The 26,150-nt window shown below is 72.9% G+C and carries 27 protein-coding genes; 7 read left to right on the top strand and 20 right to left on the bottom strand.

Features of this window, described 5'->3' with window-relative positions:
* Positions 1-83: 83 nt before the first annotated feature.
* Together KGD83_RS16485 and KGD83_RS16480 are read left to right on the top strand one after the other, a co-directional pair.
* On the top strand, positions 84-1,037 hold the full coding sequence (locus KGD83_RS16485; RefSeq protein WP_212640046.1) for an acyltransferase domain-containing protein: 954 nt from the start codon (positions 84-86) through the stop codon (positions 1,035-1,037).
* Between the two features lie 28 nt (positions 1,038-1,065).
* A complete protein-coding gene (locus KGD83_RS16480) occupies positions 1,066-1,935 on the top strand; it encodes an SDR family NAD(P)-dependent oxidoreductase (protein ID WP_212640045.1) in 870 nt (289 codons plus the stop codon).
* 107 nt (positions 1,936-2,042) lie between these two features.
* Here KGD83_RS16480 and KGD83_RS16475 read toward each other — a convergent pair whose 3' ends face one another.
* The 3 genes from KGD83_RS16475 to KGD83_RS16465 all read right to left on the bottom strand — a co-directional run bounded on the left by KGD83_RS16475 (position 2,043) and on the right by KGD83_RS16465 (position 4,617).
* Complete coding sequence (locus KGD83_RS16475; protein WP_212640044.1) at positions 2,043-3,275, bottom strand: cytochrome P450 family protein; 1,233 nt, start codon at positions 3,273-3,275, stop codon at positions 2,043-2,045.
* Positions 3,276-3,340: 65 nt separating this feature from the next.
* Entirely contained in the window at positions 3,341-4,036 is a 696-nt protein-coding gene (locus KGD83_RS16470) for a formylglycine-generating enzyme family protein (protein ID WP_212640043.1), read from the bottom strand.
* A 200-nt stretch (positions 4,037-4,236) separates the two neighbouring features.
* Positions 4,237-4,617, bottom strand: a complete 381-nt coding sequence (locus tag KGD83_RS16465) for a DUF4180 domain-containing protein (protein ID WP_212640042.1) — start codon at positions 4,615-4,617, stop codon at positions 4,237-4,239.
* Between the two features lie 776 nt (positions 4,618-5,393).
* On the opposite strand from KGD83_RS16465, the gene KGD83_RS16460 reads away from it, so the two are divergent.
* Both KGD83_RS16460 and KGD83_RS16455 read left to right on the top strand, forming a co-directional pair.
* Positions 5,394-5,957, top strand: a complete 564-nt coding sequence (locus tag KGD83_RS16460) for a TetR/AcrR family transcriptional regulator (protein WP_212640041.1) — start codon at positions 5,394-5,396, stop codon at positions 5,955-5,957.
* A gap of 265 nt (positions 5,958-6,222) precedes the next feature.
* Positions 6,223-6,783, top strand: a complete 561-nt coding sequence (locus KGD83_RS16455) for a DUF4865 family protein (protein ID WP_212640040.1) — start codon at positions 6,223-6,225, stop codon at positions 6,781-6,783.
* Here the strand turns inward: KGD83_RS16455 and KGD83_RS16450 are convergent.
* The 3 genes from KGD83_RS16450 to KGD83_RS16440 all read right to left on the bottom strand — a co-directional run bounded on the left by KGD83_RS16450 (position 6,763) and on the right by KGD83_RS16440 (position 9,358).
* Positions 6,763-6,993 carry an IS3 family transposase gene (locus KGD83_RS16450; RefSeq protein ID WP_212640039.1) on the bottom strand — a complete coding sequence of 77 codons (231 nt, stop codon included), beginning with the start codon at positions 6,991-6,993 and terminating at the stop codon, positions 6,763-6,765. The two genes, KGD83_RS16455 and KGD83_RS16450, sit on opposite strands and share 21 nt — an antisense overlap.
* Before the next feature lie 1,089 nt (positions 6,994-8,082).
* Positions 8,083-8,544: a type II 3-dehydroquinate dehydratase gene (locus tag KGD83_RS16445; protein WP_212640038.1), complete on the bottom strand. Its 462-nt coding sequence runs from the start codon at positions 8,542-8,544 to the stop codon at positions 8,083-8,085.
* 10 nt (positions 8,545-8,554) lie between these two features.
* On the bottom strand, positions 8,555-9,358 hold the full coding sequence (locus tag KGD83_RS16440; RefSeq protein WP_212640037.1) for a shikimate dehydrogenase family protein: 804 nt from the start codon (positions 9,356-9,358) through the stop codon (positions 8,555-8,557).
* Positions 9,359-9,528: 170 nt separating this feature from the next.
* On the opposite strand from KGD83_RS16440, the gene KGD83_RS16435 reads away from it, so the two are divergent.
* Positions 9,529-9,852, top strand: coding sequence for a TfoX/Sxy family protein (locus KGD83_RS16435; RefSeq protein ID WP_212640036.1), 324 nt, complete (start codon positions 9,529-9,531; stop codon positions 9,850-9,852).
* A 6-nt stretch (positions 9,853-9,858) separates the two neighbouring features.
* On the opposite strand, the gene KGD83_RS16430 is transcribed toward KGD83_RS16435, so the two are convergent.
* From KGD83_RS16430 to KGD83_RS16365, 14 genes are all read right to left on the bottom strand, one after another.
* Entirely contained in the window at positions 9,859-10,812 is a 954-nt protein-coding gene (locus KGD83_RS16430; protein WP_212640035.1) for an SAM-dependent methyltransferase, read from the bottom strand.
* Between the two features lie 18 nt (positions 10,813-10,830).
* Positions 10,831-11,229 carry a VOC family protein gene (locus KGD83_RS16425; protein ID WP_212640034.1) on the bottom strand — a complete coding sequence of 133 codons (399 nt, stop codon included), beginning with the start codon at positions 11,227-11,229 and terminating at the stop codon, positions 10,831-10,833.
* Positions 11,230-11,299: 70 nt separating this feature from the next.
* The gene (locus KGD83_RS16420; protein WP_212640033.1) at positions 11,300-12,808 is read right to left on the bottom strand and encodes an aldehyde dehydrogenase family protein; all 1,509 of its coding nucleotides are present in this window, start codon (positions 12,806-12,808) and stop codon (positions 11,300-11,302) included.
* A complete protein-coding gene (locus KGD83_RS16415; protein WP_212640032.1) occupies positions 12,805-13,767 on the bottom strand; it encodes an ROK family protein in 963 nt (320 codons plus the stop codon). The genes KGD83_RS16420 and KGD83_RS16415 overlap by 4 nt, the downstream gene beginning before the upstream one ends.
* Before the next feature lie 3 nt (positions 13,768-13,770).
* The gene (locus tag KGD83_RS16410) at positions 13,771-14,472 is read right to left on the bottom strand and encodes an HAD-IA family hydrolase (protein WP_212640031.1); all 702 of its coding nucleotides are present in this window, start codon (positions 14,470-14,472) and stop codon (positions 13,771-13,773) included.
* Complete coding sequence (locus tag KGD83_RS16405; RefSeq protein WP_212640030.1) at positions 14,469-15,428, bottom strand: transglutaminase domain-containing protein; 960 nt, start codon at positions 15,426-15,428, stop codon at positions 14,469-14,471. Before KGD83_RS16405 ends, KGD83_RS16410 begins: the two co-directional genes overlap by 4 nt.
* 33 nt (positions 15,429-15,461) lie before the next feature.
* A complete protein-coding gene (locus KGD83_RS16400) occupies positions 15,462-15,833 on the bottom strand; it encodes a hypothetical protein (protein WP_212640029.1) in 372 nt (123 codons plus the stop codon).
* Entirely contained in the window at positions 15,826-16,899 is a 1,074-nt protein-coding gene (locus KGD83_RS16395) for a Gfo/Idh/MocA family protein (RefSeq protein WP_212640028.1), read from the bottom strand. Before KGD83_RS16395 ends, KGD83_RS16400 begins: the two co-directional genes overlap by 8 nt.
* Complete coding sequence (locus KGD83_RS16390; protein WP_212640027.1) at positions 16,899-17,642, bottom strand: SDR family NAD(P)-dependent oxidoreductase; 744 nt, start codon at positions 17,640-17,642, stop codon at positions 16,899-16,901. Before KGD83_RS16390 ends, KGD83_RS16395 begins: the two co-directional genes overlap by 1 nt.
* Positions 17,639-19,948, bottom strand: coding sequence for an AMP-binding protein (locus KGD83_RS16385; RefSeq protein ID WP_212640026.1), 2,310 nt, complete (start codon positions 19,946-19,948; stop codon positions 17,639-17,641). The genes KGD83_RS16390 and KGD83_RS16385 overlap by 4 nt, the downstream gene beginning before the upstream one ends.
* 19 nt (positions 19,949-19,967) lie before the next feature.
* Complete coding sequence (locus tag KGD83_RS16380) at positions 19,968-21,068, bottom strand: radical SAM protein (RefSeq protein WP_212640025.1); 1,101 nt, start codon at positions 21,066-21,068, stop codon at positions 19,968-19,970.
* A gap of 42 nt (positions 21,069-21,110) precedes the next feature.
* The gene (locus KGD83_RS16375) at positions 21,111-21,851 is read right to left on the bottom strand and encodes a PIG-L deacetylase family protein (protein ID WP_212640024.1); all 741 of its coding nucleotides are present in this window, start codon (positions 21,849-21,851) and stop codon (positions 21,111-21,113) included.
* Complete coding sequence (locus KGD83_RS16370) at positions 21,848-22,759, bottom strand: glycosyltransferase family 2 protein (protein WP_212640023.1); 912 nt, start codon at positions 22,757-22,759, stop codon at positions 21,848-21,850. The genes KGD83_RS16375 and KGD83_RS16370 overlap by 4 nt, the downstream gene beginning before the upstream one ends.
* Positions 22,756-23,916, bottom strand: a complete 1,161-nt coding sequence (locus KGD83_RS16365) for a DegT/DnrJ/EryC1/StrS aminotransferase family protein (RefSeq protein WP_249351899.1) — start codon at positions 23,914-23,916, stop codon at positions 22,756-22,758. The genes KGD83_RS16370 and KGD83_RS16365 overlap by 4 nt, the downstream gene beginning before the upstream one ends.
* 400 nt (positions 23,917-24,316) lie before the next feature.
* Between KGD83_RS16365 and KGD83_RS16360 the strand changes: the two genes are divergently transcribed.
* Positions 24,317-25,846 carry an alkaline phosphatase family protein gene (locus KGD83_RS16360; RefSeq protein WP_212640022.1) on the top strand — a complete coding sequence of 510 codons (1,530 nt, stop codon included), beginning with the start codon at positions 24,317-24,319 and terminating at the stop codon, positions 25,844-25,846.
* A gap of 44 nt (positions 25,847-25,890) precedes the next feature.
* On the top strand, positions 25,891-26,139 hold the full coding sequence (locus KGD83_RS16355; protein WP_212640021.1) for a phosphopantetheine-binding protein: 249 nt from the start codon (positions 25,891-25,893) through the stop codon (positions 26,137-26,139).
* The last annotated feature ends 11 nt before the right edge of the window (positions 26,140-26,150 follow it).

The following is a 26,150-nucleotide window of genomic DNA, read 5'->3' as shown; positions in this document are numbered from 1 at the left end:
TCAGGCTCCCCGCGCGCCCGTCACCGACCGCCTACGACCACTGACCGCACTCGGAAAGAACCCGGCGAGGTAGAGCACCGGCGATGACCAAACCGATCGTGTTCATGTACTCGGGGCAGGGTTCCCAGTACTTCCACATGACCCGTGAGCTGTATGAGCGGCATCCCCGGTACCGGCTGTGGTTGGAATACTGCGACGAGGTCGCCTCCCCTGTCCTCGGTACGTCGGTACTGGAGACCGTGTTCGACCCGGCGCGCTCGAAGGGCGATCCGTTCGATGACCTGGCGGGTTCCAACACCGCGCTGATCTGTGTGGAGTACAGCCTCACGCGTGTGGTGCAGGAGATGGGGTACCGGCCTGACTACCTCCTCGGCTACAGCCTGGGGGAGATCACCGCGGCCGTCGTCGCGGAGGTCTTCCCGTTGGAGACCGGGATCTCCTTCGCCGTGGGGATCGCTCGGATGCTGGCGGAGGCGACGCCGCAGTCGGGCATGCTCGCGATCGTCGGCAACCAGGACCTCCTACTCGGCCACGCCGGGTTGTTCGCCGACTGCTGGGTGACAGGACGCAACTTCGACGGCAATTTCGTGGTCAGCGGCCGTGCCGAGGCGGTGGACCGGCTCGAGCGCGCGCTGGGCCGAGAGGGCGTCCTGACGCAGCGGCTACCAGTCAACTACGGAGTCCACACGGAACTCATCGATCCCGTGGAGAAGCGGGCACGCGACCTACTAGGCAGCGTGAGCTTCGCGCCGCCGCGGATCCCGATCGTCTCCTCCGCGTCCACGGGCCGACTCGACACGGTGACGGTCGACGGCGTCTGGAACGCCATGAGGAGTCCCGTGGAGTTCTCGCAGACCATCGAGAAGATGACCGCCGAGGTCGATGCCACCTTCGTCGACCTCGGCCCCAGCGCCACCCTCGCCACGTTCGTGAAGTACATCCTCGCGCCGGACAGCGGATCCACCCAGGTAAGCACGGTCAACCGTTTCGGAAACGACCTGAAATCGCTGAGCGAGTTCCGGGCACGGACCGCCTGACCCCACTCGTCGAAAGGGAAACCCGGCCATGGCAGTACAGAGCGCCCTCAGAACCTACGGGGACGCCACCGCGATCATCACGGGCGGGGCGTCCGGCATCGGCCGCGCGCTCGCCGAGGAACTCGTTGCCAGAGGCTGCGAGGTGGTTCTGGCCGACCTGCAACTCGAGCAGGCCGAGGAGGTGGCGGGCTCCCTTCGCGAGGGAGGGGGGAAAGCGACCGCCGTCCGGTTGGACGTGACCGACCACGCGGAGTTCGAACGGCTGGTCAAGGACACGGTCGCGCGGACCGGTCGCCTTGACTACCTGTTCAACAACGCCGGAATCAGTCACGGCATGGGTGCGGGGGCCCGGCACTACCGCACCGAGGACTGGCGGCGCGTGATCGACGTCAACCTCGGTGGGATCGTCAACGGCGTCCAAGCCGCCTACAGTCCCATGATCGAGCAGGGGTTCGGGCACATCGTCAACACCGCCTCCATGGCAGGGCTGGTACCGAGTCCCGGGACCACCTCCTACGTCACGACCAAACACGCCGTGGTGGGCCTGTCGCACAATCTTCGGGCGGAGGCCGCCCAGCTCGGAGTCCGTGTGAGCGTGCTCTGCCCCGGTGTCATCCGCACCCCGTTCATCGAGGGCGGTAAGTACGGCCGCGCGGTCGAGGGGGTGACGGGCGCGGCCTCCCGGGAGATGTGGGAGCAGAGGAATCCGCTCCCGCCGGAGGACTTCGCCAGAAAGGCACTCGACGCGGTCGCCAAGAACAAGGGGATCATCGTGGTCCCCGCCTTCTGGAAGCTGTTCTGGTGGCTCTTCCGGCTCTCACCGACGCTCTGCCTGAACATCGCGACACGGAACTTCCAGGACCTCGGGAGGCCTGCCGTCTCCGGCGGACGGAATTGAGGAGGGACCGCCGGAGACGACCGGCGTCGCGTCCGGGACCGTGCCCTCGGCACGGCCCCGGACGCGACACCCGTGGGGTCGCCGTCCGGCGGTCCATGCGGTGGGGGTCAGTCCTGATCGGCGCGGAGCCGCACCGGCAGGCTCTCCAACCCGCGCAGCACGGTGCCCGGCCTCCAGCGGAAGTCGGCCGGTTCGGCCGCCAGCCGCATGTCGGGGAATCGCGTGAAGAGCTGGTCGAAGGCGATCTGCGCCTCCAAGCGTGCCAGGGGCGCACCCACGCAGTAGTGGATACCGTGTCCGAACGCCAGGTTGCCGCCAGCCTGGCGCCGCACGTCCAGGCTGTCGCCATCGGGGTACTGCGCGTCGTCGCGGTTGGCCGAAGCGAGTGCGACCACCACCAGTTCGCCCTCGGGGATGACGACCCCTCCCAGCTCGACGGCCTCCGTCGTGTACCGGAGCGACGCGGTGTTGACCGGACCCTCGTAGCGGAGGAACTCCTCGATCGCCCCGGGAACCAGTGAACGATCCGCGCGCACGGCGGCGAACTGGTCGGGATGACGCAGGAGAGCGAACATGCCGTTGCCGATGAGGTTGACCGTCGTCTCGTGTCCGGCGACCAGTAGCAGGAAGGCCATCGAGACGAGTTCCTGGGCGCTCAGTTTGTCGCCGTCTTCGCTGGCGTGCACCAGGCCGGTGAGCAGGTCCTCCGCGGGTTCGGCCCTCTTGCTGGCGACCAGTTCGTGGAGGTACCCCAGGAGGGCGGGCGCGGCCTGCGCGACTTTCTCCGGGTCTCCGGAGAGCTGCGCGGCCACCCAGCCGTGGAAGCGGTCGCGGTCGATCTTCGGGACGCCCAGCAGCTCGCAGATCACCGAGATGGGCAGAGGATAGGCGAAGGCGCGCATCAGGTCCACCTGATCACGGCCCTCCATCTCATCGAGGAGCTCGGTGGTGATCTCCTCGATCCGCGGGCGCAGTTTCTCCACCGCGCGCATGGTGAATACTTTGTTGACCAGCTTGCGCAGCCGAGTGTGGTCCGGGGGGTCGGAGTTCAGCATGTGCGCGGACAGCTCAGTGGCGAACACCATCACGTTGTCCGCGTTGGTGGAGTTCCGCTCGATCACCTTCTGTCCGACCACGACGTTCTTGGACAAGCGAGTGTCGACCAGTGCGGATTTCGCGTCTTCGTAGCGTGTGACGAGCCAGACCTTCAGGCCGCCGGGGGCGATGACCTCGCGTACAGGTGCTTCGACGCGGAGGACGTCATACAGCGCGTGCGGGTCCTGTTCGAATTCTTCCTCGTTGATGCGGAGCGCTTCCGCGCTGCCGGGTCTGCTGGTCATGGGAACTCCCGTCTGCTCTCATCAAGATTTCCTGCGCTGAGAGCGAATGGCTTTCTGTCACTGTGCTATCGGGCCGATCGGGCGAGTCGGAAACTCAGATCGTCGATTCGGAAGGTCGGATGGCTTTTGCGTCGGCAGGATGCCCTGCACGCCCGGGGCAGGTCGTGGGCGCCACCACCGCGGAAAACCCGATACGGACCGTAAACCGCCGGGTCGTAGGTGTCCCAGCACCACTCCCACGCGTTGCCGATCATGTCGTGGAAACCCCAGGCGTTCGGGGCCCGTGTGGCGACGTCGTGCACCTCGTCCTCGGAATTCCCGCGATGCCAGGCGATGTCGTCCAGCTCGCCGTACCGCACTGCGGGGCTCCCCGCCCGGCAGGCGTACTCCCACTCCGCTTCTGACGGGAGGCGGTAGCCGTTCGCCTCCCAGTCGCAAACCACGTCCTCCGCGTTCGGTTCGTCGATCTCCGTGTAGCAGGGTTCGAGCCCTTCCGACAGCGAGAGCAGGTTGCAGAAGCGCACGGCGTCGATCCAGGAGACCTCGGTCACCGGCTTGCGCCGTTCGGCCTCGGTCTCCGGTGTCTCGTCCCGCACGGCCCTGTACAGCTCGCGGGTGACCGGGTGCGGCGCCAGACGGAACGCGGCCACCTCGACGCTCCAGTCCGTCATAGTGCCTTCGTCGCGCAGTCTGATCCGGCCGCCGGGCAAGCCGATGAGTGTTGCGGAGTTCGTGGAGGTCGACGGTTGTTCAAGGCTCATGGGTTTTTCCCGGTTCGGGTGTGGCCGGGCCCCGGTGGCCGCGGTCGCGTGTTCTAGTGGGGTCTGGGTCCTGTCGGGGTTGCCGCGGCGGAGCCCGCGACCGTCGGGTCTCTTCGGGATGCGCCGTCGGAACCGTCTTCCGGTTCAGACCGCTTATCGCGCACCGGGCGTACACGCGGACTCGGATACCGGTTAGTCGGTCATGACGGCTGTGCTGACCCCGCTTTCAGCCTCTCGTCCAGGGCCTCGGTGCTGGAAAGGAACCAGATATGGCCTGCCGCGTTCGATTCATGGACAAGGGCGCGCAGGGCGCTACTGGCTTCCAAGTGACGGGAGATGTCGCCGATGACAGCAAGGCGGAGCTTGTAGTTCACGAACTTCTGCATGATCTCACCCGCGAATCGGGTGCCCAGCGAGAAGAACCGCTCGTCCAACCGCTCTGCGGGCACGGCGACGACCTCCGCGCCGAGGAACACCGCGCCGATGAGGTCCAACGCATCCTCCGTGGTGACCACCTTGGGGCCGTCCGGATCGCACATCAGGATCTGGACTCCACAGCGTTCCTGAATTTCATCCGCCATTATTCGCCTCCTGCGCGATGAGCCTGGCACCTTGCTCGTCAAACCTATCGGTAACCGTTCGGGCGTGCGGAAGGGGTTGACCGGTTCTCCTTGGGGACAGGGTCCGGAACCACCGCCATGAGGCAGGCGGATCGCTCCTCGTACGGCTATCCCACAAGTCGCGCCGCGATATGCCCCGGGGTATGGCTGTCTCCGGCGAGCCCTCGTCCCAGACAACCGAACGCGGTTTTCATGAGGAATTCCGTTCGACTTTTCGATTCGGTTTGTGACAATGGGTGAGGACATAGTGGGCGGGCGGCGTGGCCCAGTCGTCCCGGTCGAGGCCAACCGTGTGATCCCGGTCCGTCTGCGCCTCACGTGGACTTCTCGGCACTACAGGGGATTCCCGGCGGTTCGGCCGCGTGCCGAGGGCCGAACGGCCGGTACAGGACGAGCCCGTGGGAGCCGTCCCACCGGGCAGCGCCCGCGGCGCCCACCCGGCGGACGGCGCGGACGAGGAGACCGCCGGGTCCTGGCCGTGACCGACCTCGTGGTCACCACCGGCCACGGGGAGGAGACCACGTCTGGACTGAAAAAGCCTGCGGCGTAGAACGTCTCACGGAGGACGAGGTTCTCCGGGCCGCCGGCTTCGGGGAGACCCGCCGGACGGTGTTCCCGGGCGCGGCCAGGGAGGCGGCCGCAGCGGCGCGGCCTCGTCCCGGTCGATCAGGCCGTGTCCCCCCGGGCGGGGAGGCCTCCGGTCGATAGCTGTACATACTGATAGGTACAATTCGGTCATGGAGACTCGAGAGCGCTTGATAGCCGCTGCCCAGGAGCTGTTGTGGGCGCGCGGCTACGCGGCGACCAGCCCGAAGGACATCCAGAAGGCGGCCTCGGCTGGCCAGGGCAGTATGTATCACCACTTCCAGGGGAAGGAGGACCTGGCGGTCGCGGCGCTTGAGGAGAGCGCCCGGCGCATGCGACGCGACGCTGAGGCCATGCTGTCCGGACCGGGAACCGCACTGGAGAGGCTGGAGGGCTATCTGCGCCGCCAGCGGGACAGCCTTCGCGGTTGCCGGATGGGGCGGATGACCTACGACGCCGACGTGCTGGCGTCCCCGCCGTTGATGGCTCCTGTGACGACGACACTGGACTGGCTGGTGGACGCCGTCGCCGCTGTCGTCCGTCAAGGCATCGAGAACGGTGAGCTGCTCGACGACATCGACCCGGCGGCTCTGGCATGCACCATCGCCGCGGTCGTGCAGGGCGGTTACGTTCTCGCGAGAGCTCACGGCGGCGCCTCGCGCTTCGACGCGGCCATCGAAGGCGCTGTGGGCCTGCTGGAACGCGCCGCGGCGTGAGCGCCCCCGGCCAAGCGGCGTCCACGGGCCGCGTTAGCGCGAAGGTGGCGCGCTCCGCAGACGGGGGTTCGAGGCCGGTCGCGTACGAGGTCATCCCCGCAGCGGACGTCCGCACCCACTGGCGCGGGTCCGGAGCACGGGGACCGATGGCGCGTGCAGCCACGCGGGAAGCCGCGGCCGACGGCGGCACCGCGGCCTGGAGCGCACCCGTCTCGGATGCTGCCTACGACGGCTACCAGACAATGATGGGGAAGGGAACTCTCTGATGTACGCCATGCAGTATTCGGTCCCCCTGCCAGCTGACTACGACATGCGAATCATCCGCGATCGCGTCGCTCGAACCGGCCATCTGCTCGACGGCTTCTCGGGCTTGGACTTCAAGGCGTACCTGATCCGGGAGAAGGCGAACGGCGCGCCGGTCAACGAGTACGCCCCGTTCTACGTATGGAACGACATCGACGGGATGAGGGCGTTCTGCTGGGGCGAGCCCGGATACTCCGCGATCGTGCGTGACTTCGGGCGACGTCCGATCCAGGACTGGACCCTCATCGGCCTCGTCAGCGGACCTCGCCGCCTTGACGAAGCCCGGTCGATGTCGATCTCGACGAGGCCGCTGCCTGCCGGCGTCGCGCCCGTCCACGTGGTCCAGGACCTTACCGGAGGCTTCCTCTCCTCGGCCGGTTCGTCGACCGTGCGCAGGGTGGCGGCAGTCGATGTCACGACCTGGACCCTGCTGCTGGCCGAACTGGGCGCCGATCAGCCAACGGTCGACGGAGAGGCGAGCAGTTACGAGGTGTTGCACGTTTCACCCGGACCCGATAGCTGAGTTGGCATGTCCTGAGTCTGGTGGAGCCGTGTTTCTGGATTCCCAGGCCACGGTGCTCGGTTTCTTGTTCTCGAACTCTACGGGTGTCAGCCAGCCGATCGCTGAGTGTCGGCGCTGCCGGTTGTGGAAGATCTCCAGGTACTCGAAGATCGCGTTGGCCGACTCCAGCCGGGTCCGCCGCCTGCGTCGATCCAACAGTTCGACCTGCATGCGCGGGCGGGTTCCTCGGACGGATGGCGGTGTGAAGGACCTCCATCCAACCGGATCGGACACGCCCGCACCGCTGCCCGACTTTGCCGGAGCCCGGGGTCCAGGGCTCATGCCATCAGGTGGTGGCGCGGAAGGTCCCATGGGGTGAGGGGTTTCGGCTGGAGCAGCCATATGCGGTCGATGGGGCGACGGGCGTGTCCGGGCTCTGGGGTGCCCGCGCGGGCGGGTGGGGTGGCTGTGGGGCGCTGGTGGCCGTACACGGGCCGCCCCGGCCCGGGCCGGGGCGGTCACGGGACGGCAAAGTGCTCCGCGAGGTGGGCGCCCACCTGTACTGGACCCTGCACTGCGGAGCACACGGGGAGCGTTTCAGCCCCCGATTCGGGACCGGCGCCTCGTCTGTTCGACTCGCGTACCCCGCCTGAACCGGCTTTTGGTGACCGGGTGGCTCCGGTGCGGCGGAACCGACCCGGCACCGGACTGGAAGTTACTCCTCAGAGGCGTTGCGGACGCCGGGGAGCTGACCCGAGGAGTGCGTGAGGACCTGGCCGCCGAGCGATCCCTCCCGCCCGTTCTGGAACCCGCCTGCGAGGCCACTTGGTATTGCTGACCGTGCCGAGCTGCGGATGGCCTCCTGCACGGCTGAACACACCGACGTGCGTGTGCGCCGTCAGGCCAGTGCCATGGTGCATCTGGCCGTACCGGCTCAGGAGGAAGGTGCGCCGTGGCGGTTGCGTGTGCCGACCGCGACCGACCCTGTCCGGCTTCGCGCGCGGACCGAGGCGTTCGACGGTGGGGGACGGGTTCGCATCGGCGAGAGCCGGGGTGAGCCGCAGCGCTTCGTGGTGGGTGACGACGCTCTGACTCTTGGCGCTCGCGCTTGGAGCCAGGAGCCCTCGTTGGACTGATTCGAGACCGGGGTGAGCAGTTTGGTGATCGCGTTGTGCGCCGGGGATCGCCTCCGTCGCACACCAGAGCCTCCAGTAAAACCGGCACGAGACATTCCCGGTCCGGGCGGTGTGCCGGTCCTCGCCATAGGCGGTGTCCCGCACCCAGCGGGTGCCCGGGCGCGGCGGGGCGTGGGCGCCCGGGTCAGTCGGTCCGGTCCTCCCGCGTGTCCCGCCGGGGCACCATGTCGACTAGGGCCCGTGCCGCCAGCCGGTAGCCGCGGGGACCGAGGCCGACGATCACCCCGGAGGCCAGGGGGGAGAGCACCGACTCGTGCCGGAAGGACTCACGTGCCCAGACGTTCGACAGGTGCACCTCGATCCACGGTGAGGGGTAGTCGTCGAGCGCGTCGCGCAGGCTCCACCCGGCCATCATGAGCGCGCCCGGGTTCACCACCGCCCCCACAGTCCCGTAGGCGTCCTCGATCGCGTCGATCAGCTCGCCCTCGCTGTTGCTCTGGACGGCGCGCACGCGCCACCCGCGCGGCGCGACCTCCTCGCCGACGGCCGCGGCGACGTCGTCGAGGGTGTCCGTGCCGTAGAGATCGGGGCGCCGTCGGCCCAGGCGCCCCAGGTTGGGTCCGTTGACCAGCAGGATCTCGTCCATCCGACTCACCTCATGCCTGTTCGGGGAAGAAGAACGCGCGGTAGTGGTCGATCTGCCGTGCGAGCATCGTGCGACCGCACACGGCCGGGCGCCCGTGCGCGCGCGCCCCGGCCACCAGGGGGGTGGTCCCGGGACCGAGAGCCACGTCGACGACGGCGGCCCCGGCGCGCAACGTCCCCGGGTCGAAGGGCGGCGGATCGTCGGCGCGCGTGCCCAGGGGGCTGGCGTTGACGGCCAAGTCCACCCCGACGTGGGGACGCCGCCCCGCCGCGGTGACGCGGTCGCCCCCGAGGGGGCCGAGCCTCTCCAGCAGCTCCGCGACCGCGCTCGGGTCGGCGTCGTACACCTCCAGGCTCGCGACCTCCGCGTCGAGCAGCGCCGCGGCGAGGGCGCGGCCGACGCCGCCGGCGCCGACCATCCACGCACGGAGCCCCTCGGTGGCCACGCCCTGTTCACGCAGCCCGTCGAGCATGCCGACGCCGTCGAGCGCGTCGCCGTGCCAGCCTCCGTCACGCCCCCGACGGATCACGTTGACGCCGTCGGCGCGGACGGCGCGTTCGGTCGCGGTGCCCACCAGCCGCAGCGCGGCGGGCTTGTGCGGGACGGTCACGCACAGGCCGTCGACGTTCGCCGCGCGGCGCAGGCCCTCCAGGACGGTCGGCAGGTCGGCTGCCGGGACGTGCAGGGGCACCAGGACCGCGTCGACGCCCCAGCGTCCGAAGGCGGCGTTCATCAACGCCGGCGAACCGGCCTGCTCGACGGGGTCGCCGAGGACGGCGAGGACGCGGGTGCGTCCGGAGATCGCGACGCTCACTCGGCGACCCGCCCGCACGGCGTCGCGGCGCAGCGGTCGTCCGCCGGTCTCCGGGGGGAACGCGGCCCCCGCACGGTCGGCGGACCGGACGGGGACGACCTCTCGGTTCTCGTCGGGGTCACGGCGTGCTCCTCTCCACGGGCACCGGGGGTGCCTGCTAGCCTCCGCAGATGGCTTCCACACCCGAGACGATCCGCTGGATCGTCGAGCAGCTGCGCCCGCTCGACGTGCACACGCGGGCGATGTTCGGCGAGTACGGGCTCTACTGCGACGGTGTCTTCGTCGGGGTCGTCTGCCATGACACCCTCTTCCTCAAGCGCAACACGGCCACGGACGAGGTGCTGGGCACCGACCGCCTGGCCCCGCCCTACGACGGAGCCCGGGACCACCACGTGGTCCCCGACACGCTGCTGCGCGCCGACGACGCGCTCGTGCGCCGGGCGGTCTCCGGCGCGGCCGAGGTGCTGCCGCCCCCGCGTCGACGACGTCGCTGACCGTTCTCAGGCCCGCGCCACCACCAGGCCGCTCGACAGTGTGGGCGGGGTGACGGTGCGCGCCCCGTGGAAGCCGCTCGCGGCCAGCTCCTCCACCAGCTCCCCGGACGTCAGGACGAAGTCCGAGCCGGCGGCGATCCAGTCGACGGCGCTGCCGGCGAGCTGACCGAGCGGTTCGGGGTCGTCGTACAGGAAGTCGTGCACCACTAGTACGGCGCCGGGTTCCACCGCCGCGCGTACGCGGTCGAGCAGGTCCCGCCGCCCCGCCCGGGGCAGCAGGTGCAGGACGTGGGAGAGCAGCGCGCCGTCGTGACCCGCGGGCAGCGCGTGCGCCGTCATGTCCCACGGCACCAGGTCGACGCGCCCGTCGAGTCCGGCCCGGCCGACGGCCTCCGCCGCGTGTTCGAGCATGGGCGCGCGGTCGTAGACGGTGGCGCGCATCCCGGCGCGCAACCGGCACAGCGCCACGGTGTACCCGGCACTCCCGCCGCCGACGTCGGCCAGGTGGTTCACCCCGCGCAGCTCCGGTAGGCGTGCCACGTGCGGGGCGGCCGAACGGGCGCCCACGGCCATCGCGGCGCCGAGTTCGCCGACCACGTCCTCCGGCACCGCGGTGTCGCACTCCCGGCCGCGCAACGCGGCGACCAGGCCCGCGGCGTCGAGGTGGTCCCCGGCGGCCCAGCGCTCGATCCGCAGCAGCCCGCGCGCGTCGTCGGCCCCGCCGGGGGAGCCGAGGAACACCTTCATCCCCGGCCCCGCCGACCACCGGCCGTGCGCGTCCCGGACGGCGACCTCGTGCCACCCGAGCACGCGCAACAGCCTCTCCACCAGCTCGGGGCGTGTGCCGGTGGCCGCCGCCAGGGCGGCGGCGTCGGTCGGTGCGGAGAGCCGATCGAGAAGCCCGACCGCGTCCGCGGCCTCCAGGACGGCGAGGAACTTGCGGGCGGCGTGCAGCCGCATCAACTCCCGCACCGTGACTCACCCGCCCAGGGGGGCGAACAACTCGACGAGGTTGCCGTCGGGGTCGAGCACCAGGGCGTAACGCTGACCCCAGGCCGCGTCCCACGGCGGTGTGTGGCGCGCGTAGCCGAGCGAGCCGATGCGCTCGTACTCGGCGTCGACCTCGGCCGGCGAGTCCAGCTCCACGGTCAGGGCGATCCGGTGCCCGCCCTCGGGCGCCTTCCAGTCGGGCACGAAGCCGCGGACCACGTCCACGGTGTCCCAGAGCAGCTTCACCCCGTTCGCGAGCCGGGCCTCCGCGTGCGGCGTCCCGGCGTCGACCTCGGGGACGTCCACGCCCAGCTCGCGGTAGAACGCGAGGGAGCGGGGCAGGTCCTCGACGACGAGGCCGAAGCCGGTGATGCGGGCAGACGACATGCTGGTCTCCTCCTTCGGATCGGGTGGGACGGTCGCGTCGCGTGCACGGCCGACCGCGCGGCCGTGACCGTCAGCCCCGCCACAGGACGTCGTAGGACGGGGCCGGACCGTCGGGCGCCGTCCGGATCCACCGGCCCTGCCGGTACCGGTCGATCTCGCCGGACAGCCGGTACCACCATAGGTCTCGAACCCCGGACGCGGGGGCCGATCCGGGATCGGCGGTCCCGACCATCGGGTACTCGTTGATCCACACCTGCTCGGCGCGGATCCTCCCAGCGACCGAGCGCGCGCGCACCGGGTCACGCGACCACACCCCCGCGGCCAGGCGGTGGCGGGTGCCGTTGGCGACGGCCACCGCCTCCTCCTCGTCGTCCACGCGCAGCACCGACAGCACCGGCCCGAACACCTCCTCCTGCGCGACGGTGTCGTCGACCCCGACGCCGGTCAGGACCGCGGGACGCACGTAGGCGCGCGCGTCCAGCCCCTCGTCCAGCTCGCCGGGGGCCGGAGTCTCCCCGCCGCAGGCCAGGACGGCCCCCTCGCGCAGGGCGGTGCGCACGTAGCCGCGCACGGTGCGGGCGTGCTGGCGCGAGACCAGGGGGCCGATGTCGGTGTCGGGGTCGAGCGGGTCGCCCAGGGACAGCGCCCGGACACGGGCCACGAGGAGCCGCACGAACGCGTCGTGGACGTCGCGGTGCACCACGGCGCGCGAGCCGGCCATGCAGATCTGTCCGTTGTGCAGGAAGGCCCCCCACACCACGCCGTCGACGGCGGCCCCGAGGTCGGCGTCGTCCAGGACCACCTGCGGCGACTTGCCCCCCAGGTTCAACCGGGCGGCCGTACCGGCCGCCGCGGCCGCGCCGGCCACGTCCTGGCCGACCCCGTCCGACCCGGTGAACACGACCAGGTCCACGTCGGGGTGCCCGGCCAACCGTCCCCCGACCTCGCCCCCGGGGCCGGTCACCACCTCCAGGACCCCGGGCGGCACGCCCGCCTCGCGCAGCACCGCGGCCAGCTCCAGCACGGCCAGTGACGCGAACGAGGCGGGCTTGACCACGCAGGTGTTCCCCGCGGCCAGGGCCGGGGCGATCCGCAGGGCCCCGAGGGAGAGGGGGAAGTTCCACGGGACGATGGTGCCGACCACGCCGACGGGGTCCCAGACCATCTCGGCGCCGTCCGGCCCGGCGAGCCGGTCGGGGAACCGCTCGGCCTCCCAGGCGGACCGGGTCAGACAGTCGCGGGCGCCGGGGACGTCGACGGCGCGTGCCTTGCGCAGCGTCGCCCCGTTGTCCAGCACCTCCAGCCGGGCGAGGTCCTCGGCCCGCTCACCGATCAGGACCGCGGCCCGGCGCAGCACCGCGGCCCGCTCGGCGGTGGGCAGCGTCGGCCAGGGCCCCTCGTCGAAGGCCGTGCGGGCCCGGGCGACCGCGACGTCCACGTCCGCCGCGGTGCCCGCGGGCACGTCCGCGAGGTGGCGTCCGGTGGCCGGTTCGTAGGTGCGGTAGGTCGGGCCCGTGCCGTCCCCGGGCCGGGTCCAGCGCAGTCGTGGGGCCCGGGGCCCGGACTCCGTCGTCGTCATGCCGCCTCCTTCGGGGCCGAGGGGTCGTCGGTCCGCGCGGGGGCGCCCCGCGCGGCCAGGCCGTGGGCGAGGAGCACCGCTCCCGCCAGAGAGGAGTCCCCGCCGTGCAGGGCGGGGGCCACCGTCGGGCGTGTCCTCCCGGCACGCGGCTCCAACCGGTCGGCGACCCGTTCGCACAGGCCGGGAAGGCTCGCGAGGAGCCCCCCGCCGATGCGCACCTGTTCCGGGGCGACCAGCTCCACGAGCACCTCCACAGCCCCGGCCAGCGCCACGGCCACGGTGTCCCGTTCCCGGAGCGCCCACGGCGCGGCCGCGCGCACGGCCCCGGGCAGTTCGGCGAGGCCGTGCCGGCCCCGGGTGCGCCGCGTCACGCGCCGGGCCACGGCCGGCCCCGACACCGTCGCCTGGAGGCAACCCGTCCTCCCGCACGGACAGGGCGGTCCCGACGCCGGGCCGGCGACGGACAGGTGCCCGACCTCGCCCGCGCCCCCGTGCGCCCCTCCGACGACTCGCCCGTCGGCCACCAGACCGCCGGCCAGGCCGGTGCCCAGACCCAGGTACACCAGGTGGTCCGCGCCGGAGGCGACGGCCTCGGCGCGCGCGGCGGCGTTCCCGTCGTCCTCGTGCGACGCGGGCGCCCCCGGGCAGAGCCGGGCCAGCGCGCGGGGCAGGGAGCACCCGACCCACGTGGGCCGGTTCGGCCACGCGGTGATGGTCCCCTCGGCGTCGACGGAGGCGGGCCGGGAGACCCCCAGGGCCTCGACCCGCCCGGGGTCGCCCCCCGTGACGCGCTCGACGGCCGCGCCCAGGAGGGCGAGGTCCTCCTCGACGCCGACGCCGGACGGCCACACCAGCCTCTCCTCGACCGGGGCCCACGGCGGTCCGCCGCCGTCACGGGGACCGGGCACCAGCCTCAGCCGGGCCCCCGATCCCCCGACGTCCATCCCCAGACAGGCCACGGGTCACCTCCCCCCGAGCGGCAGACCGGCCACGGACAGCAGGTCACCGGGGTCGTCCAGGGTCCACACCGGGTCCTCGGCGGCCAGTTCGACGGGGTCGCCCTCACCCCAGGTGGCGGCGATGGGCACCACGCCCGCGGCGCGCGCGCTGCGCAGGTCGGCGACCGCGTCGCCGACCATCACGGCGGCCTCCCGGCGACCGCCGACCCGTGCCAGGGCCTCGACGACGATGTCCGCCGCGGGTTTGGGCCTGGGCACCTCGTCGCTGCCGACGACCGCGCCGAAGAACCCGGACAGGCCCACCGTGTCCAGCAGGGAGCGCGCCCGCACACCGGACTTGCCGGTGGCCACGCACAGCTCCACGCCGCCGGCGCGCAGACCGGTCAGCATGTCCACGACCCCGGGGAAGACCCGGACCTGGTGCGCCAGCTCGTGGCTGGCCCGCACGAAGGGCTCCTCCAGCGTGAGCGGCAACCCCATGCTGCGCATGATGTCGGGGAAATAGCGGCCCAGGTGGGTGCAGTACTCCTCGAACGGGGGCTCACCGGCCCCCATCACCTCGTGGTAGGCGTGGGCGAACGCCTTGCGCATCACCGCGAAACTGTCGACGAGCACGCCGTCCAGGTCGAACACCACGACCGGGTCCGGTCGGTCGGCCAGGCGGGGCTCGACGGCGGGGGTGGCGCCGTCGGGGAGGGTGGTCATGTCAGACGCTCCGTGTTCAGTGAGGTGGACGCCCACACGCCACGGTGGGAGACCACGATGGTGTTGTCGTCGGAGAGCCGCCGGAACAGCGGCGCCGGGCTGTCGTCCTCGTCCCACGCGGCGGGGTCGACCCCGCCCCAGCCCTGCAACAGACGCACCAGCAGCGGGTCGACCGGCCACCAGCGCCCGTCGACGCGGAACTCGGCCCAACAGTGCGGCGAGGAGTAGGGGCGGGCGACGATGACGCCGAAGGAGAACCGGGCCTCCAGGCCTCGGCGGGCGGCCTCGGCGACCAGCCACGCCGCGGTGCCCCCGCAGTCGGAGACGCGTGCACGGTCCAGGAAGGCCGGGTCCCAGCGCACCGCCTCGGGCAGCATCAGGAACTCGACGTCGGCGATCCGCGCGGTGATCTCCCGTACCGGCCCCGGCAGGCGCAGGCCCCGGGTCGGCATGGGGAGGACCCAGCGGTCGAGCGCCCCACGGTCGCGGGGGTCCCGCAGCCGTTCGTGCCGCCCCCGCGGGCCCAGGACGGTGAAACGGCAAAGGCCCGGGTGGTCGGGCAGCGGACAGGTGGCGCCGACCTCCACGCAGTAGCGGGCCGGCGCGTCGTCGGACCCGGGGCCGCGCAGGGCCACGGCGTTGTGCCGCAGGGACGCGCCCCAGGACTTCACCGCACGCCTCTGGATCGACGGCCTGCCGAGCCACAGCGCGGCGTTGCTGAGGTCGTAGGGGTCGAAACGGCGTGCCTCCCCCCGTCCCACCGTCGGCAGGCCGGCGTCGAGCAGGGCGTCCAGCAGGTCCGCGTCGAGACGGTGCCAGCGGCGAGCCACGGTCGCGTCCTGGGCGAAGCGACGCGCGGTGTCGGGCACCCGTCGCAGGCGTTCGACCACGGGCCCCACCGCGTCCGCGGCGTACGGTCCCGGCGAGGCCGCGCGCGTGGCCGGTGCGGATGGCACGGGAACACCTCCTCGGTGACGTGGTGTCGTGGGTCAGCCCAGGTAGCCGAGTTCTTCGAGACGCCGCGCGACCGCGGCCTCCTCCTCCGCGGAGTAGACCTCCTCGTGCCGTGCGGTCAGGCCGCGGCGCTCCAGCTCCTCGACGACGGCGCGGCTGTCGGCGGCGGCGTCGTTCCCGCCCTCCGCGCCGAGCGTCAGCCGGACACGCCCCGGGACGACGCGGTCGGCGCCCTCCGGGACGACCTCGGCCACCGCCGACATGTGCGCGGTGAAACGGACCAGGTCCGCCTCCCGCTCGGCGTCGACGCCGAGGGCGCGCAGGTCGGCGGCCAGTCGCTCGGCCAACGCGTGGTCGTGCCGGGCGGACCCGGTGGACACGTGCAACCGGACGGTGTGCTCAGACATGGACGAAGTCTCCACTCGTGTCGTAGATCCCCTCGATGGCGGCGAGGATGCCGTGGGTCCGGTCGAGCGCGTCGCCGGTCCGGCCGGGGTCGGCCACCGCGGCGACCAGCGCGTCGACCTGCGCCCGGTACTCCGCGCCGACCTCCTGGTGGGGCAGGTCGACCCCCCGTTCCCGACCGGCCACCCGCACGGTGAGCTCGGGCCGGGTCCGGTGGGGGCTGAACCCGAAGGTGGTCTCCAACGTCGCGCTGCCCCGCGCGCCGTGCAGCGCCAACCGGGTGAGGTCGCGGGCGTTGTGCGAGGCCCAACTACTGCGCAAGCTGATCCCGGTGCCGTCGGTGGTGGTCACGAAGCCGTAGGCGCTGTCCTCCACCCCCCGGCCCCTGACGGTGGAGGTCGGCGCGCCGGCGTGCCAGGAGGCGGCGCGGTCGTCGCGGTCCACGAAGTCGGCGGAGACCACCCCGCACGCGTGGAGGACACCGGGACCCCCCAGCAGGTCCAGGCCCACGTCGAGCAGGTGCCAGCCCAGGTCCACCAGGGCGCCCCCGCCCGAGCGCGAACCGTCCCGGTACCAGTCGGCGTGGCTGGGCACCCCGGCCGCGCGCACCCATTCCAGCTCCGCGTACCGCACGGGCCCCAGGTCGGCGCGGAGGGAGGCGAGCGCCGCCACGTCGGCGCGGTGGCGGGCCGGGCTCCAGGCCAGGAGCCGCCCCCCACCCGTCGCGGAGGCCGAGGCCAGGGTGTCCGCCTCACCGCTGCTGAGGCACACCGGTTTCTCCACGAACACGTCCATCCCCCGGCGCAGCAGGGGGGCCGCGACCTCCGCGTGCCGGTCGTTGGGCACCGCGACGACGACGGCGTCGGCCACGGAGCGGTCGATTTCCTCCGACGTGGTGGGCACCGCGCCGGGACACGCGGCGAGGGCTGCCTCGCGACGTTCGGCGACCGGCTCGACGACGGCGGTGACCCGCGCGCCGGCGTGGGCCGCCAGCATCGGCAGCCACACACGGCGGGCCATCCAGCCGGTCCCCACCACGGCGATGCGCGGGACGGGATGTGCGGACATCAGAACCGCGCACCCCCGTCCACCCTGAGCGTCGTGCCGTTGACGTAGGAGGCCCCCTCGGAGAGCAGGAAGGACACCGCGGCCGTGACCTCCTCCAGCTCCGCCGGACGGCGGGCGCCGATGAGCTCACGGACCCTGGCGGCCTCCTCGGCGCCGTGCCGCGGGGAGCCGTCGTCGACGACCCCGGGCGCGACCACGTTGACGGTGACGCCCTGGCGACCCACCTCACCGGCCACCGACGCGGCCCACGGCTCCAACGCCCCCTTGGAGGCGGCGTAGGCGCTCTGGCCGGGCAGCCCGCGCTGTCCCGCCCAGGACCCGAACAGGACGATCCGGCCGCGGCGGGCCCTCATCATCGGGCGCAGGCAGGCCCGGGCGAGCGCGACGGAACCGCCGACGTTGACCCGCATGAGGTGGTCCAGGGTGGCGGCGTCGGTGGTCAGGGCCGGGCGGCGCAACAGGACCGCGGCGGCGGCGACACAGCCGTCGACGCGCCCGAACCGCTCCGTCGCCGCCTCGACGAGCTTCTCCGCGCCCCCGGGCTCGGACACGTCGGCCCGGACGGGGACACAGGTGGCTCCGCGCTCCTCGGCCTCGGCCCGCACCTCCCGGACCGCATCGTCCCCCCGGTGGTAACCGGCGACGACGGCGGTGCCCTCGTCGGCGAGGCGGCGCACGCAGGCCCGGCCGATGGTGCCCGAGGCGCCGGACACGACGACGACGCGCACGGTGTCGCTGCTCATCTCTCCTCCTCGTTCGCGCTGCGTGTGGTGCGGGGGACGGTGGCCGGTACCAGGGCGGCGGCCCCGCCGGGCAACGGCACGCCGCGACCGACACGGGCGCCGCGCGCGGTCAGCGCCTCGACGAGGCCGCGCAGGCGCGGCCACGACGTCCCGCCGTGGGTGCACCAGTCCAGGGCCAGCTCCGATCCGGGCCCGCCGCCCTCCGGGAGGAAGACGTCGTCGACCAGCAGCCTTCCGCCGGGGCGAAGACGCGACAGGAGCCAGTCCAGGTCGTCCCCGGGCGCCGGACCGTGCACCGCGTTGACCACCACGCAGACGTCGAACCCCCTCGCCCCCGGGTCGGGGGAGACCTCGACCCGGGCGCTCCCGCCGAGCGCGGGGTGGGGCTCGCCGGCCAGCGCCCCGACGGGCACCAGGTGACCGGTGGCCTCCGGGTCGGCGTCGATCAGGGAGGGCAGGTAGCGGCCCGGACCGGCGGTGACCTCCAGGACCCGCGCGCCGCGCGGCACGCGCAGCAGCCGTGTCCCCAGGACGGCGCGGGCCCGGGCCGAGGGAGCCTCCATCGCCCGCCGGTAGGCGCGGGCGAACCCCGGGTCCGGGGCGCTCCGCTCGAACGGCCGCCCGTCCCGCCCGTCCCGGCCGTCCCGGCCGTCGCCACGGGCTAGGGCGGCGAGGGCCTCGCGCGAGGTCCAGCCGCGCGAGAGGGACGCCTCCAGGTCGACGAACCCGAGCGCCTCCTCGGGCGCGACCCCGGCGTCGTCCCCGTCCGGGTCGGCCGTCACCAGCCCCAGGTCGGCGGCCACGTCGAGCAGCCGCGTCAACGCGTCGACGCGGCACCCGGTGCGCAGGGCCAGGTCGACGACGTCGTGGTCGCCGTCCAGCCGTTCGAGGACCCCCACCTCGCGCAGGGCGAACAGCAGCTCGGACGCCTTGTAGGCGCGGGTGGCGGCGAGCCCCGCGGCGGTCAGGCGCGGACGCGCCGGCGCGGGCACCTTGCCGGTGGCGGTGCGCCCCAGGTCCTCGCGCGCACGCAGCTCGTCGGGGCGTTTGGCCGGTGACAGGTGCTCGGCCACGTGGCGGCGCAGGTCCTCGACCCCGGTGCCCCCGGCCAGGACGACGTCGGCCACCAACCGGTCGGCGCCCGCGTGGCGCCCCGGCCGCCCGGTCACGTGCGCGTCCCGCACACCGGGGTGGGCGCGCAGCACGGCCTCCACCTCCAACGGGGCCACCCAGCGGTCGCCGCGGCGGACCGCGCTCGCGCGCCGCCCCAGCACCTGCAGCCCGTCGGCGGTATCGGTGACCAGGTCGCCCGTGTCGTGCCAGTCGGCCCCCGGAGCCGTGCGCACCCGCAACAGGCCCGTGGACGGGGACGCGGCGTCACCCGGGTCGCCCACGATCTCGTGGACCACGCCGGGCAGGACCCGTCCGACGCAGCCGGGCTCCAGACCGGGTCCGTCGGGGTCCGCCACACCGGCGCACAGGGCGCCGGTCTCGGTGGAGCCGTAGTTGCGGGAGGTGGGGACGCCCAGGGCGTCGCGCACGGCGCGCTCCAGACCGGCGTCCACCGGACCCGCCCCGACCATCGCCATGCGCAGCCGTGGCGCACGCGGCCCGTCCCGGCGGACCGTCCGCAGGGCCGACAACCGTGCCAGGGACGGCGTGAGCACGACGACGGTGGCGCCCCCGGCCAGCTCGTCCGCGGTCGCGCCCAACGCGGTCGGCGGCACGGGCACGACGGCGGAGCCGGAGAGCAGCGCGCCGAACAGCCACCCCAAGGCGTAGGAATGGCTCAACGGCAACGGGATCAGGACCCGGTCGTCCGGCCCGACACCGACGCCGTCCCGGTAGCGCAGACCCTCGGCGACCAGGTCGGACTCGGCGCGGCGCACGAGCGAGGGTCGGCCGGTCGAGCCGGACGTGGCCAGCACGAGCGTGGGTTCCCCGGCCACGGCGTCCCGGGGCGAGGACGCGCCACGGGCGGGGGAGACCGCGCCGGTGGCGGGTTCGAGCCAGCCCTGCCCGCCGGCGTCGCCCAGCAGCCGGTCCGCCTCGGCCGCGGGGGCGTCGGCGCCCACCAACAACGGGTGGGCTCCGGCCTCCACCAGGCCGAGCAGACCGATCACCCACGACGGCCCGTTCTCGGCCCGCAGGCCGATCACCCGGCCCGCCACGTCCCCGGCGCGTTCGCCGACACGCCCGACGGCCTCCAGCAGCGCCCCGGTGGAGAGCACCGTGCCGTCGGCGCCGCGCAGACGACCGGGACGGTCCGGCGCGTCGCGCAGGATCGCGCACAGACCGGAGGTCACGACGGGGGTTCCGGCCGCCTCACCCACGGCGCGTCCGGTCGTAGTCGGCCTTCATCCCGGCCAGCAGCGCGCGGATGGCGGGCGGGGAGTACGTGGGGGCCGAGCACAGCTCGTCGAGCGTGATCTCGTCCTCGAAGTACATCGACAGCGTGTCCCACGGCGTGAAGCAGCCGTGGCAGGCGTCGAGACGCGGTCGCTCCGCGAGCAGCGCCCGGGTCAGCCCGGTCTCCCCGATCTTGTCGGTGGTCGCGATCCAGTCGTCCTCCAGGACGTTGCCCATGTCGGAGAACCAGATGTTGGGGCAGGGCGTGACGACGCCGTCGCTGAAGGTCGAGACCACCAGCCGGGGCAGGTGGCAGCGGAAGGTCCGCCTGCCCTCGCGGTAGAAGCTCAGCAGCCGGTCGAAGTAGGCCCGCGGCGGCAGCACCGCGGACAGCTCGTCGAAGTGGTCCACCAGTTCCTCGACGTGCACGATCTGCTCGGGACGGATCCTGTAGTCGTCGGAGTCGGGTCCGCGCACCGGGAAGGGGTGCAGGCTGACGTGGTCGCCGAACCCCGCCAGGAAACGGGCGAACGCGGTCGTCTCGGAGACGCTGCGGTCGTGCAGCACCTGGTAGATCTCCACCGGGATTCCCGAGACGAGGATGCGCTCGATGGCGGCCATGGTCTTCGCGTGCAGCTTCTCCGACTGCACCCGGTAGCTGTTGCCGCCGTACAGGTGGCTGTCCAACGACACCTGGAGCACCACGTTGCCCCAGGAGCGCAACCGCTCCAGGTGCTCCTCACGCACGAGCACGCCGTTGGTCTGCACGACCAGGACCTCGTGCTTGGCCGCCTCCTGCTCCAGGAAGTCCATGATCCCCCTGATCAGGAAGATCTCCCCGCCGGTCACCTTCAGCAGGGGCATGTCGAACGTCGTGCGCAGCCGGTCGGCGACCGTGTCGACGTTGCGGCCCAACGGCGTGTCCTTGGCGTAGGCGTCGCGCTTGGGCGGCTCGAAGATGAGCTTGAGGTTGTGCCCCTCCTTGAGGTTGCTCTGGCCGGTCAGGCAGTAGGTGCAGCTCAGGTTGCAGGCGTCCTCGTTGATGACGAGGTCGTTGCCCAGGAGGTGGCTCACCATCGTCGCGGTCTCCTTCGTCGTTGATGTCGCGGCGCCGTGTCCTCAGGCACGGACCCAGTGGTGCGCGTGCGGACGGGCGGGGTCGTCCCCCTCGCGGGGGCGTGCCCGCTCGCGCAGCGCGGCGGTGAGGGCGTCCGTGCCGCCGAACAGCGAGCGGGCCTGGCTCGTGTAGCACCGCGCGGCCTCCAACCAGACCTCGGTGTCGGCCTCGGTCAGCGCCGAGGCGCGCCTGGCCAGGCCCTGGCGGTGCCGTGCCCGCACGGTGTAGGGGAAGTCCTCGTACCAGGCCGGCGCCCCGACCCCCGCGCGCTCGACGGCCGCCCGCGTCAGCCTGTGGTCCACGTGGTCCCCGGCCGCGAGCGGCGCGTGGACGAGCGTGCCCCCGTCCCGGTGGCGTGCGATCGCCTCCGCGATCCGGTCCACCAGGGCGGCGTCGTCCGGGTGCGGCGTCGAGAACAGGCGGGTCACCGACGGGTAGCGCGGGACGCCGTCGCTGCGGCGGGCCGCCGCGTCGGCGAGCCCGAGCGAGTGCGGCGCCAGACCCAGGAGCGACAGCGCGGCGCGGTCCTCGGCCCTGCGTGCCGAGGGCGGTGCCGACAGCGCTCGGGAGGCCCCGCCCGGGACGGGGTCCGGGTCCGGTCCGTCGAACACGGTGAGCACCAGGACCCGTGCCCCCTCGCGCCGCCAGCGCGCGATCCGGGCCCCCAGGGACCAGACGGCGTCGTCGGGGTGGGGGGAGAGCACCAGGTGGTCCACGGTCCCCCCGGAGGGCAGTCCGGTCACGGGGCATCCCCCCGGCGCACCGCGTCGACGTACCGGACCGGGTCCCCGTCGGCGCAGAGCAGCTCCGCCAGGTGCGTCACGGCGGGCTCGGGGTGCAGCGCCGCGAAGCGCTCCAGATTGCGGGCGTGCTGCTCCCAGCGGTCGGGGCGGCCGTGGCTGAGGTGAACCCCCAGGGCGTCGGGCACCAGCCGCCGGCGCAGACCGCGCCCGTGCAGACGTCGGCCCAGTTCGAGGTCCTCGCAGCCCCACGTCGTGCCGAAGGACTCGTCGAAACCGCCGACGGCCTCCACCTCGGCGCGGTCCACGGCGAGGTTGGCCCCCACCGAGCCGAGCCACGGGGCGACGTCGGGCACGGTCCCGGCGTCCATCCCCTCCACCGCGCGCTCCAACGCGTTGGTCACCAGACGGCGGCGCGGCGCCCGTGTCCGGCCGGCCCCCAGGGCGCGCCGGGCGTCCCGGGCGTCGGCGGCGTCCCCCTCGGCCAACTCGGCGACCAGGGCGGCGGCCGTGGGCAGCTCGCGCATGCGTCCGTGGCAGAACAGGCTGGGGCCGCGGGCCCGGTGGTGGGCGGCGAGGAAATCCTCGCCGACCAGCACGTCGTCGTCGACGAAGACCAGACGCGGGGCCGAGGCGGCGGCCACGCCGGCGTTGCGTGCCGCCGCCCGACCGCGGCCGGGGCCGCGCACCACCACGAGCGGGGGCGCGCTCCCGACCCCGTCACGGGCAGGCGGGCCGGGAGCGGCGCCCACCTCGGCGGGGACCTCGTCCGCGTCGACGACTACCACCACCTCGTGGGGCGGCGCGTCGCGTTGCGCCGCCAGACAGGCCAGGGTCGGACGCAACCGTTCGGGCCGTCCCCCTCCGGTGGGCACGACGACCGAGATCACGGGTCGGGGCGCCGGACTCACGCCGCCACGGCCTCCCCCACGTGCGCGGCCACGGCGCGCACCGTGTCCGGGTCGGCGAGCAGGACACGGTGGTGCAACCAGACGCACTCACGGCCGATCAGCTCGCTGTTCGGGCAGCGAGCGGCGTCGCTCCCGACGTCCTCGCCCCGCGTGGGGCCCCGCCCCCATCCCTCGGTCCGGTAGATCGGCGGGAAACCGACGAAGGCGGGGACACCACGGTCGACCAGGTTGTCGACCAGCGCGCGGCGACGACGGTCGTCGATCCCGGGGACACGGAACATGGCCATGTAGTGGCTGTGGAGGTCGCACCGCTCGTCGCGGCCGGCCGGCACCACGCCCGGCACCGCGGCCAGCTCCTTCTCCAGCACCTCGGCGCCGCGCTCGCGCACGGACAGGTGCTCGTCGAGGCGGGCGAGCTGTCCGCTCAGCACGGCCGCGACGAACTCGGGCATCCTCTGGTTGGAACCCTGGGTGCGGTGCTCGTAGTGCCGGTCGTCGGCGGGGCGCCCGCAACTGTGGCGGAGGTAGGCGTCCTCGTAGCGTTCGCGGTCCGGGAACAGGATCGCGCCGCCCTCGCCCCCGGTCATCAGCTTGCCGTTCTGGAAGCTGAAGGTGGCGATCCCACCCAGCTCCCCGGCGTGACGGCCGCGCCAACGCGCCCCGTGCGCGTGCGCGGAGTCGTGCAGCACCTCCACGCCCGCCGACCGGGCCAACGCGTCCAGCGCGTCCACGTCGGCGAACTGGCCGGCCATGTGCACGGCCATGATCACCTTCGTGCGGGGGCCGAGGGCCGCGGCCGTCGCGTCGACGTCGAGACAGTAGGTGTCGAGGTCGACGTCGGCGGGCACCGGCACGGCGCCCAGCCGCTGCACCGCGAGCGAACAGGAGATGAAGGTGAACGCGGGGACGACCACCTCGTCCCCCGGGCCGACGCCCATGCTCTCCAGGGCGAGCTCCAACGCCGCGGTCCCGCTGCTCACGGCCAGACAGTACGGTGCGCCGTGCCGCTCGGCGAAGGCGCGCTCGAAGGTCTCCACCCGGCTGCCGGCCTGACGCCACCACCCCGGTTGTTCCAGGACCCCGAGCAGCCCCTCGCGTTCGGCCGCGCCGTACTGGGGCCACGGGGGAAGGTTCAGTTCCTGACGGTCGTGCGGCACGTCGTCCTCCGAGTCGGGGGGGCGAAGGGCACGGCGGGTGTCGGACTCACGCGCCGCGGACTTCTCGTGCTCACCGCGGCGTTCGTCTTTTTCCGGAATCACTCGCCAAAGCGGACTCCCATAACCTTGGGAACCATTCGATTCGCTGTCAAGGCGCGGTGGTCGGGAAATATGGAAGCCGTTCAACCACACGATTTACGCGGCCGTGAACAGCGAGAACGAGGGCGAGTGCGCATCTTGCGCAGTCGAACATGCGTTACCGGTTCACTCGGTCCGGGGTGTTCATTCGAAAAGTCGGAGAACGGTTGACGAATCTCGCGGACGTCATGACGATCGTGATTCACCGGCCTCGGCCGAGCCCGTCCGGTCACCCATGCCCTCGACACCGAAAGGCCGTCCCGTGCCGACCCCACGCGTCCTCGTCATCGGGATCGACGGCGGCAGCTTCGACACCATCGACCCCCTCATCCGACGCGGGGAGCTGCCGCACACGGCCGCGCTGCTGCGGGACAGCGCGAGCGCGGTCACCTCCACGACCTGGCCGGCCCACACCGCGCCGGGGTGGGCCACCATGACCAGCGCGTCCCACCCCGGACGTCACGGCATCTACCAGTTCTTCGACACCCAGCACCCCGCCTACGGGGAGACGCTGGTCGGCGCGCCGGATCTGGGCCGCTCCTCGATGTGGGAGTGGGCGGCGGCCCAGGGCTGGTCCGGCGGGATGATCAACGTCCCCATGTCCCACCCGCCGCGCGACCTGCCCGGCTACCAACTGACCTGGCCGCTGCGGCAGACCCTGCGCTACTGCCGGCCGCCGACGCTGCTGCGCGAGCTGGCGACGGCCGGGGCGCACTTCCAGCCCGACCTCGCCTGCATGTTCCGGGGCGACCACGGCTACATCGACGAGGCGGTCGCCAACGTCGCGGCGCGCGTGCGCTCGACCCGACACCTGATGAGCACCAGGCCCACCGACGTGACCATGGTCGTGATCACCGAGCCCGACCGGGTGGGACACCATTACTGGCACTTCGGCGACCCCGACCACCCCGGGCACGAGACCCCGCCGCCCGGCTCCGGGTGGGACGAGGCGATGACGCGCATCCACCGCGCCGTTGACGACGCCATCGGCGAACTGGTCGGGCTCGTCGACGACGACACCACCGTCGTGCTGGTGTCCGACCACGGGCTCGGGCGCGGACGCCACTCCCTGGGCCTGCACGGCCTGCTGGAGGAGGCCGGCCTGCTCGCCACCGCGGCCTCCGGCGACGGGGACGCGGACCGGGGCGCGCACTGGTTCACCGGCGGCGGACGCACCGTCGACTTCGCCCGCACGTCGGTCTACATGCCCGTGCCGGGCAGCTACGGCCTCAACGTCAACCAGCGGGGCCGCCAGGTGCGCGGTCGCGTCGCGCCGAGGGACCGCGCCCGGTTGCTGGAGGACCTGCAGTCGCTCCTCGACCTGCGCACGCCCACCGGCGACCGGGTCTTCCGCGCGGTCCTGCCGCGCGAGGAGGTCTACCCGGGCCCCTGGACGCACCGCGCCCCGGACTTCGTGCTGCTGCCCGCCGACGAGACCGTCATACCGGTCTGCGACCCCTCGGCCCCGCTCTGGGGGCCGAGCGCCCAGACCGGGCTGCACCGCCACGAGGGCCTCTGGGCGCAGCGCTCGCCCGACGTCGTCCCGGGGCGCCGGACCGAGACCTTCCGCCTGGTCGACACCGTTCCGACGATGTTCGCCGCGCACGGGATCGCCTGGCCCGACGACGTCGACGGCCGCGTCCACGAGGACGCGTTCTCCCGCCCCCCGACCCCGCCGGCGCCGCTGCCCGCGGACCCCGTCACCGGGACCGGCCTCCCCGGGGACGCCGCCGACAAGGACGAGGACCTGGCCTTCACCAGCTCCCGGCTGCGCGCGATGGGCTACCTGTGAAGCAACCCCCGACCGAAACCGACCCCAGGGAAGGGAACGACGACTTGAGCGACGTCAAGGATCGGCTGAAGAAGGTCATGGTCGCCTCCCTCGAACTCAAACGGGATCCGGCCAGCCTCCCCGAGAAGGACATCGTGGACACGCTGGGCCTGGACTCGATCAACACCCTGGAGTTCCTGATCTGGGTGGAGAACGAGTTCGACATCGAGATCGCCGACGAGGACCTCTCGGTGCGCCTCGTCGACGACCTCGACGTCCTCAGCGCCTACGTCAGCGAGCGGCTCTCCGGCTGAGCCGCCGGCCG

This window comes from Nocardiopsis akebiae, from assembly GCF_018316795.1.
In the GTDB taxonomy this organism is placed as follows: domain Bacteria; phylum Actinomycetota; class Actinomycetes; order Streptosporangiales; family Streptosporangiaceae; genus Nocardiopsis; species Nocardiopsis dassonvillei.
This window is presented reverse-complemented; position numbering and strand designations above follow the sequence as displayed.